The following is an 8,538-nucleotide window of genomic DNA, read 5'->3' on the forward strand; positions in this document are numbered from 1 at the left end:
CCCCCGGGCCGTCCGAAGGCCGACCCGCCCGGACGGCAACGGGCTCGGACGCCGACCGGCCCGGACGGGTTTCAGCCGGTGATCGGCCCGAGCACCCCGCAGGACTGCCAGGCCGGCCGGCCGTGGTCGGCCGGGGCCACGGCGGGCGGGACGCTCGCGCGGACGCCCGCCGTGGTGGCCAGCACCGGCTGCAGGTAGTCGCTCTGCCCGGCCGAACAGGAGCTCGGTCCGGCCTGCACCGCCGCGTCGACCACCCGCAGCCGTCCGGTGTCGAGGTCGGCGCGGTCGACGTCGATGCGCACCGCCCGGCGCACCGCGTACAGGGTGACCGACGGGTCGCTGGTGGTGCCGGCCGGGCGCAGCGCGTACACCAGGGTGTGGTCGGTGGTGACCTCCAGGGTGTCGGCGTTGAGCTCGCCGACGTGCACGCTGCCGGTGGTCTTGACGGTGTCGGTGGCCAGGGCGATCTGCCCGGGGTCGAAGCGCACCATCCAGCCGGTGGCGGCGTGGTGCTGGTCGTCGCGGGGCGAGTTGGTGCTGTCGTCGTACTGGGAGAGTTCGCCGGCCGTGATCAGGGCCCGGACCTGCGCGGTCTGGTTGGCGGTCAGGGTGGCCGGGGTCAGCTCGGAGACCACCAGGTACTGCTGGACGGAGTCCAGGGCCCGCTGCACCTGGGAGCCGGTGAAGTGCGCGGTGGCGGTGGCGGCCGGCATCCCGAACCCGGCCTGGCCGTCGGCGTACCCGGCGGGCAGCCCGGCGAACGGGTCGGCGCGGTCGGCGGCCGCGGTGACCGCCCCGGGCGGGGCGAGCGGGGTGAGGCTGACGGTCAGCTGGGTGCCGTTGGGCGGGGTGGTCTCGCCGCGCGGGGAGCTGATCCCGAAGTAGACGGCGGCGGCGAACGCCATCGCGACCACCAGCAGCAGGACGATCGCCTGCCGGGGCACCGACAGCCAGCCCCAGCCGCGCGGCCGGGTGGCCCGGCCGAGGGCACCCGCCAGCCGCTCCTGCGCGGACAGCTCCTGGATCCGGGCAGCCCGGACGAACGATTCGTCGAAGACGACGGACCGGAACTCGTCATCGTTGGAACCACCCTCGGGCGTGCCCCCAGGAGGCTCGCGCGGGTCACCCATGACACCAGGGTAGACTCGCGGGCCGCCCGCGACGAGGGCGCGCGGGTAACGAGCGCGCGACGGCGGGTGACACCAGCCCCACGCCCACTCGACACCCGCCCGACGCCCGCCCGAGGCCGGCTCGACGCCCGCCCGACGCCCGCCCGAGGCCGGCCTGCTGCCCACCCGGAGGGGTCTCGGCCGAGGGCGTCAGCCGACGGGCACGGCGGCCACCGCGGACGGCTGCACCGGCACCGCGGCCGGGCTCCCGCCGACGGGGTCCCCGCTCCGACCGCCGCCGTTCTGGCCGCCGCCGTTCTGGCTGCTGCCGCTGCTCGGCCGGGCCGGCGACTGCGGCGCGGCCCCGCCGACGCCCCGGTACACCGCGGCGACCGACAGCGCGACCAGGCCGACGCCCATCACCAGCGCCAGCACCCAGGCCACCGGCCGGTGCCAGCGCTGCTGGGCGACGGTGCCGCCGCGCAGCGGGTCGAAGGCGCGGAGCCGGGAGCGGCGGGTGCGCCGCTCCTGCCGGTCGCCGCCGGACCACGGGTCGGGGTAGAAGCGGTCCTCGTCCAGTCCACCGGGCAGCGGGCGCAGCTCCAGCGGCAGCGCCTCGGCGCAGCCGAGGTGCTCCGCGTGCTCCGGGTGCTCGGTGAACTCGTAGCTCCGGGCCGCCCCCGCCTGTTCCGGCTCCAGCCGGGCCTCGGCGGCGGCGAGTTGCCGCTCCCGGGCGCTCGGCTCGTGCACGGCGGCGGAGCGGACGAAGCTCTCGTCGAAGACCACGGTGGCGAACTCGTCGTCCGCACCACCGTGGTCGGCGCCGTCGGAGTACGGCGAGCCCCCCACATCCTCAGCCACGGATTCAATGTATTACCGGCCGGGGCGTTTGTCTGTGGGTCTCGCCGATCGGGTCCGGACGGACTACGGCATTCGGCCGCGTGAGCCCCACCGGCCCCACGAGCTGCACGGACCCGCGGAGCCCGCGGGGACGCCCCCGGGCGAGCGCGCGGTCAGCCGCCGACGGTCTGCCGGGCCTCGCCGCGCACGTGCCCGTCGCCGGTGACGATGTACTTGGTGCTGGTCAGCTCCGGCAGGCCCATCGGGCCGCGGGCGTGCAGCTTCTGGGTGGAGATGCCGATCTCCGCGCCGAAGCCGAACTCGCCGCCGTCGGTGAACCGGGTGGAGGCGTTGACGGCCACCGTGGTGGAGTCGACGAGCTGGGTGAAGCGGCGGGCGGCGGGCTGCGAGCCGGTGACGATCGCCTCGGTGTGGCCCGAGGAGTAGCGGCGGATGTGCTCCACCGCGGCCTCCAGCGAGGGCACCACCGCGGCCGCCAGGTCCAGCGACAGGTACTCGGTCTCCCAGTCCTCCTCGGTCGCCGGGACGGCCGTCACCCCGGTGCCCTCGGCGGCCTTGAGCACCGCGTCGTCGCCGTGCACGGTGACCCCGGCCGCGGCCAGCGCGGCCAGCGCGAGCGGCAGGAAGGCGTCCGCGACGTCCTGGTGGACCAGCAGCGTCTCGGCGGAGTTGCAGACGCTGACCCGCTGCGCCTTGGAGTTGAGCAGCACGCCGACGGCCATCGCCAGGTCGGCCTGCGCGTCCACGTACACGTGGCAGTTGCCGGTGCCGGTCTCGATCACCGGGACGGTCGAGCCCTCGACCACGGTGCGGATCAGCGAGGCGCCGCCGCGCGGGATCAGCACGTCGACCAGGCCGCGGGCGCGCATCAGCTCCTGCACCGACTCGCGGCTCTCGCCCGGCACCAGCTGGATCACGTCGGCCGGCAGGCCCGCGCCGGCCACCGCCGCGCGCAGCACCTCCACCAGCGCGGTGTTGGAGCGGTACGCGGAGGCCGAGCCGCGCAGCAGCACCGCGTTGCCGGACTTCAGGCACAGGGCGGCGGCGTCCACCGTGACGTTCGGCCGGGCCTCGTAGATGATGCCGACCACGCCCAGCGGGACCCGGACCTGGCGCACGTCGAGACCGTTGGGCAGGGTGTAGCCGCGGACCACCTCGCCCACCGGGTCGGGCAGGCCGACCACGCTGCGGACGTCGGCGGCGATCGCGGCGATCCGCTCCGCGTTCAGCGTCAGCCGGTCGATCACCGACTCGGCGGTGCCCGCGGCGCGGGCCCGCTCGACGTCCTCCGCGTTGGCGGCGGTGATCTCGGCGGCCCGCTCGACCAGCGCGTCCGCGATCGCCAGCAGTGCGGCGTCCTTCACCGAGCGCGGCACTGGGGCCAGGGCGGCGGCCGCCTCCCGGGCACGGCGCGCGGCGGCGAGGACGGGACTGTCGGCGGTGGCGGTGAGAGCGCTCATGGCGCCAAGCCTAGCGAGCCGACGCCCCCGCCCCGCCGCACATTTCGCCCGCTGAGACGTCCGCCCCGGAGCCACCGGAGCCCCCGGAGCCCCCCAAGCCCCGGAGCGACCGGCCCGGCACGGACGCACGCACCCCGCCCGGCCCGGTACGGACGCACGCACCCCGCTCAGTACGGGTGCACGCCGCCCAGCTGCGGCGGCGGGTCCCCGAAGCCCTCCGCGACCCGCTTGTGGTACGTCGGGCGGTCCACCACCTCCAGGCCGACGATCTCCCAGGCCGGGAGCTTGGCGCTGGCCTTGTGCTCGCCCCACAGCCGCAGCGCGATCGCCGCCGCGTCGTGCAGGTCCCGCGCCTCCTCCCAGTAGCGGACCTCGGCGTGGTCCGCCGCGTACCGGGCCGTCAGGAAGAACGAGTGGTCATGCGCCAGTTTCTCCAGGGCCGTCCGCAGCTCCGGCAGCGGTGTCGCCGCGCCCGCGACGCTCAGCACCACGTGCCACATCCGGGCCTGCTCCCGCGCCGGGCCCGGGGCGTCCTGCCCGGCGTCCTGCCCGGTGTCCGGTCCGGCGTCCGGTCCGGCGTTCCGGTCGGCCTCCTGCGGAGCCCGCTGCTCGACGCCCCGGCCGCCCTCGATGCTGGTGAGCCGCCGCTCGGGCCTCTGTCCCGGCAGCGCTTCCTCCCGCCTGCGAACCACCGGCGGCCTCCTGTTCAGCGTGTCGCGCGGACCCCCCGGCCCGCTGCTCCCACCCCCCGTACCGGCCCCGCCGCCCGTGCTCAGCCGCGCAGCACGACCAGGTCGTCGCGGTGGACGACCTCGCGTTCGTACGCGGCACCGAGCTCCTGGGCCAGTTCTCGGGTGGACCGGCCGAGCAGACGGGGCAACTCCCTCGCATCAAAGTTGACCAGTCCGCGGGCGACGATGTGACCGTTTTCGCCAAGAAGGTCGACAGGATCGCCCGCGGCGAACTCGCCCTCCACCCGGGTCACCCCGGCGGGCAGCAGCGACTTGCCGCCGTGCACGACGGCCGCCACCGCGCCGTCGTCCAGGGTCAGCGCGCCGCGCGGCGAGGAGGCGTGCTCCAGCCAGAGCAGCCGGTCGGCGGAGCGGCTGCCGGTGCGCAGGAACAGCGTGCCGGTGGGCCGGCCGGCCAGCGCGTCGGCGGCCTGGCTGGCGGCGGTGAGCACCACCGGGATGCCGGCGCCGGTGGCGATCCGGGCCGCCTCGACCTTGGTGACCATGCCTCCGGTGCCGACGCCCGCCTTGCCCGCGCTGCCGATCTCCACGCCCGCCAGGTCCTCGGGGCCGCGCACCACCTCGATCCGGCTGCTGCCGGGCTTGGCCGGGTCGCCGTCGTACAGGCCGTCCACGTCGGAGAGCAGCACCAGCAGGTCGGCCCGCACCAGGTGGGCGACCAGGGCGGCCAGCCGGTCGTTGTCGCCGAACTTGATCTCGGCGGTGGCGACGGTGTCGTTCTCGTTGACGACCGGCATCGCGCCCATCGTCAGCAGCTGGTCGAGCGTCCGGTAGGCGTTGCGGTAGTGGGCCCGGCGGCTGGCGTCCTCGGCGGTCAGCAGCACCTGGCCGACCCGCACCCCGTAGCGGGCGAACGAGGCGGTGTACCGGGCCACCAGCAGGCCCTGGCCGACGCTGGCGGCGGCCTGCTGCCGGGCCAGGTCCTTGGGGCGCTTGGCCAGTCCGAGCGGGGCCAGGCCGGCCGCGATGGCGCCGGAGGAGACCAGCACGACCTCGGGCGCGTCCTTGCCGGAGCGCAGCTTGGCCAGCGCGTCCACCAGGGCGTCCACCCGGTCCGCGTCCAGCCCGCCGGCGGCGGTGGTCAGCGAGGACGAGCCGACCTTCACCACGATCCGCCGCGCCGAGACGACCTCCTCGCGGAGCAACTGATCCACCATCAGTCCGACCCTTCCGACGCAGCCTGTGTACGTCCGCAATCTAGCGAGCGCGCTCGCGGGTCACGAAATCGCGACGAGGCGTGAGACGTGGCGGGCGCGGAGAACGCCGCAGGGGCGCGGACGGTGAGTCCGCGCCCCTGTCGCACGTCAGCGCACCCGGTCCCGCCGGGCCCGCCCGGGCTACTGGTCGAGCTGCTCGCGGCCGGAGGAGAGCGCCTCGAAGTCCAGGTACTCCTGCTCCGCCGCGTCGCGGCCGCGCTGGCGCTCGCGGCGGCGGTCGACGGCCGGGCGCTGGGTCTCCATCCGGTGGTCCTCGCCGCGGCGGCCGAGCATCTCCGCACCGGCGGCCATGGTGGGCTCCCAGTCGAAGACCACGGCGTTCTCGTCGGGGCCGATGATGACCGTGTCGCCCTCCTTGGCGCCGATCTTCCACAGCTCCTGCTCGACGCCGAGCCGGGCCAGCCGGTCGGCGAGGTAGCCGACCGCCTCGTCGTTGGAGAAGTCGGTCTGCCGGACCCAGCGTTCGGGCTTGCCGCCGCGGATCCGGTAGGCGCCGTCCTCCTCCTCGATGGTGAAGCCGGCGTCGTCCACGGCGGTGGGCCGCAGGACGATCCGGGTGCTCTCCTCGACGGGCTTGGCGGCGCGCGCGCCGGCGACGATCTCGGCCAGCGCGTAGGAGAGTTCGCGCAGGCCCTTGTGGGCGAGCGCGGAGACCTCGAAGACCCGGTAGCCGCGCTCCTCCAGCGAGGCGCGGGTCAGGTCGGCGATGTCCTGGCCGTCCGGGACGTCGATCTTGTTGAGCGCGACCAGTCGCGGCCGGTCCTCCAGGCCGCCGTACTGGGCGAGTTCGTCCTCGATGGTCTCCAGGTCGGTGAGCGGGTCGCGGCCCGGCTCCAGGGTGGCGCAGTCCAGCACGTGCACCAGCACCTCGCAGCGCTCGACGTGCCGCAGGAACTCCAGGCCGAGGCCGCGGCCCTGGCTGGCGCCGGGGATCAGGCCGGGGACGTCGGCGATCGTGTAGACGGTCTCGCCGGCGGTCACCACACCGAGGTTGGGGACCAGGGTGGTGAACGGGTAGTCGGCGATCTTCGGCTTGGCGGCGGAGAGCACCGAGATCAGCGAGGACTTGCCGGCGCTCGGGTAGCCGACCAGCGCGACGTCGGCGACGGACTTGAGCTCCATCACGATGTCGCGGGCCTCGCCGGGCTCGCCGAGCAGCGCGAAGCCGGGGGCCTTGCGGCGGGCCGAGGCCAGCGCCGCGTTGCCCAGGCCGCCGCGGCCGCCCTGGGCGGCGACGAAGCTGGTGCCGTGGCCGACCAGGTCGGCCAGCACGTTGCCCTGGCGGTCCAGCACCACGGTGCCGTCCGGCACCGGCAGCACCACGTCGGGGCCGAGCGCGCCGGTGCGGTGGCCGCCGGCGCCGGGCTTGCCGTTGGTGGCCTTGCGCTTGGGCGAGTGGTGGTACTCCAGCAGCGTGGTGACCTGCGAGTCGACGACCAGGATCACCGAGCCGCCCTCGCCGCCGTTGCCCCCGTCGGGGCCGCCCAGCGGCTTGAACTTCTCCCGGTGCACGGAGGCGCAGCCATGGCCTCCGTTACCCGCGGCGACGTGCAGTTCGACGCGGTCCACGAAGGTGGTCATGAGGGGTGCCTCCCGTGCGAAGAAATGAGGTTGTCCTGCGGTAAAGCGGAAGGGTGGGCCCGGATCATCCCGGCCCACCCTTCACAGCGAGTCTGTACGGACTCAGGCCTCGACGGCCACGATGTTGACGACCTTGCGGCCGCGACGGTTGCCGAACTCCACGGCACCGGCGGTCAGCGCGAACAGGGTGTCGTCGCCGCCACGGCCGACGTTGGCGCCCGGGTGGAAGTGGGTGCCGCGCTGGCGGACGATGATCTCGCCGGCGGAGACGACCTGACCGCCGAAGCGCTTCACGCCGAGGCGCTGGGCGTTCGAGTCACGACCGTTGCGAGTGGAACTCGCACCCTTCTTGTGTGCCATCTGGCTATCCCCTTTCTAGGAAAGACCGCAGGAAGTTGTTACTTGCTGACCGAGTCGATGCTGGTGATGCGCACCGCGGTGTGCTTCTGGCGGTGGCCCTGACGACGGCGGTAGCCGGTCTTGTTCTTGTAGCGCAGGATGACGATCTTGTCGCCCTTGGTCTGGTCGACCACCTCGGCGTGCGCCTTCACGCCGCCGAGCACCCACGGGTCGGAGGTGACGGACTCACCGTCGACGACGAGGATGGTCGAGAGCTCGACCGAGTCACCCGGCTTGGCGTCGATACGGTCGATCTCCAGCACGTCGCCCACGGCGACCTTGTGCTGGCGGCCGCCGGCGCGAACGATCGCGTACATGCGGTACCTACTTTCCTAACTCGGTCGGAACTCCGGATGCCAGCCACCTGGGTATGGACACAAGCGGCCTCCCCCGACGGGCGCCGGAAGCGGCGACCACCCGGGAGGTGAGGTGCTCTGGAGCATGGCGTCAACACGCCGATGGTCAAGAATACGGACCCGTCCATCCGAAGACAAACCGGGACGTGCGCGGGGGCCGGGAGCTCCGCCGGAACGGTGCTCCCGACCCCCTCGGGCTCACTCCGCGGCGCCGTCACCCTCGGCGGTCGCGGCCTTCTTGGCCGCCGCTCCGGTCCGCTTGGTGGCGGTCTTCCGGGCGGTGGTCTTCTTGGCGGCCGCGGCGGTGGTGGTCTTCTTCGCCGCGGTCTTCTTGGCCGCCGTGGTCTTCTTGGCGGCGGTCTTGGTGGCGGTCTTCCGGGCGGCGCGCTTCTTCGGCGCGGCCTCCTCGGCCGGAGCCTCCTCGGCCTCGGCCTCGGCCGGAGCCGGGGTCTCGGTGTCGACCTCGACGGCGACCCCGGTCCCGGGCTCCACCGCGGCGACGGCCTCGGCCGTCACCTCCGCGGCGGTCTCGGCGACCTGGGCGGCCGACTTCTCGGCGGCGCTCAGCGCGGCCTCCATCGCGGCCTCGGCGCGGGCCTGCAGGACCACGATCTCGGCCTCGCCGGACGCCCCGGCCGGGGCGGTGGCCCTGCGCACCGCGCGGCGCCGGGGGCGGGCCCCCCGCGCGGGGGGGGCGCCCGGGGAGTGCCCCCCGGCGGGGGGGCCCGCCGCCCGCCGCCCGGGGGCGGGCGGCGCGCCCGCGGGGGCGGGGCCCGCGAGGCCGGGGGGCGCGCCCGGCGGGG

9 protein-coding genes are annotated in these 8,538 nt (G+C 74.9%); all 9 read right to left on the reverse strand.

The features are described 5' to 3' along the window. Positions 1-71: 71 nt before the first annotated feature. On the reverse strand, positions 72-1,130 hold the full coding sequence (locus ACWEO5_RS21095; RefSeq protein WP_452163831.1) for an SCO2583 family membrane protein: 1,059 nt from the start codon (positions 1,128-1,130) through the stop codon (positions 72-74). Between the two features lie 189 nt (positions 1,131-1,319). Further along, positions 1,320-1,970 (reverse strand): SCO2584 family spore wall biosynthesis protein, encoded by a 651-nt coding sequence (locus ACWEO5_RS21100; protein ID WP_452163833.1) that lies wholly within the window; start codon positions 1,968-1,970, stop codon positions 1,320-1,322. Between the two features lie 152 nt (positions 1,971-2,122). After that, on the reverse strand, positions 2,123-3,430 hold the full coding sequence (locus tag ACWEO5_RS21105; RefSeq protein WP_452163834.1) for a glutamate-5-semialdehyde dehydrogenase: 1,308 nt from the start codon (positions 3,428-3,430) through the stop codon (positions 2,123-2,125). A 167-nt stretch (positions 3,431-3,597) separates the two neighbouring features. Beyond that, complete coding sequence (locus tag ACWEO5_RS21110) at positions 3,598-4,122, reverse strand: hypothetical protein (protein WP_452163835.1); 525 nt, start codon at positions 4,120-4,122, stop codon at positions 3,598-3,600. Positions 4,123-4,202: 80 nt separating this feature from the next. Further along, complete coding sequence (proB, locus tag ACWEO5_RS21115) at positions 4,203-5,339, reverse strand: glutamate 5-kinase (protein ID WP_344550049.1); 1,137 nt, start codon at positions 5,337-5,339, stop codon at positions 4,203-4,205. A gap of 180 nt (positions 5,340-5,519) precedes the next feature. Next, positions 5,520-6,980, reverse strand: a complete 1,461-nt coding sequence (gene obgE, locus ACWEO5_RS21120) for a GTPase ObgE (protein ID WP_452163836.1) — start codon at positions 6,978-6,980, stop codon at positions 5,520-5,522. 102 nt (positions 6,981-7,082) lie between these two features. Continuing rightward, entirely contained in the window at positions 7,083-7,340 is a 258-nt protein-coding gene (gene rpmA, locus ACWEO5_RS21125; RefSeq protein ID WP_030906548.1) for a 50S ribosomal protein L27, read from the reverse strand. A 38-nt stretch (positions 7,341-7,378) separates the two neighbouring features. Continuing rightward, positions 7,379-7,696 (reverse strand): 50S ribosomal protein L21, encoded by a 318-nt coding sequence (rplU, locus tag ACWEO5_RS21130; RefSeq protein WP_099899174.1) that lies wholly within the window; start codon positions 7,694-7,696, stop codon positions 7,379-7,381. 237 nt (positions 7,697-7,933) lie between these two features. Beyond that, on the reverse strand, positions 7,934-8,392 hold the full coding sequence (locus tag ACWEO5_RS21135) for a hypothetical protein (RefSeq protein WP_452163837.1): 459 nt from the start codon (positions 8,390-8,392) through the stop codon (positions 7,934-7,936). Between the last annotated feature and the right edge of the window lie 146 nt (positions 8,393-8,538).

This window comes from Kitasatospora sp. NPDC004272 (genome assembly GCF_053603035.1).

Coding starts and splice junctions, on each gene's coding strand:
- obgE (WP_452163836.1), bottom strand. CDS start 6,980: ATGACCACCTTCGTGGACCGCGTCGAACTGCACGTCGCCGCGGGTAAC.
- proB (WP_344550049.1), bottom strand. CDS start 5,339: ATGGTGGATCAGTTGCTCCGCGAGGAGGTCGTCTCGGCGCGGCGGATC.
- rplU (WP_099899174.1), bottom strand. CDS start 7,696: ATGTACGCGATCGTTCGCGCCGGCGGCCGCCAGCACAAGGTCGCCGTG.
- ACWEO5_RS21105 (WP_452163834.1), bottom strand. CDS start 3,430: ATGAGCGCTCTCACCGCCACCGCCGACAGTCCCGTCCTCGCCGCCGCG.
- rpmA (WP_030906548.1), bottom strand. CDS start 7,340: ATGGCACACAAGAAGGGTGCGAGTTCCACTCGCAACGGTCGTGACTCG.
- ACWEO5_RS21095 (WP_452163831.1), bottom strand. CDS start 1,130: ATGGGTGACCCGCGCGAGCCTCCTGGGGGCACGCCCGAGGGTGGTTCC.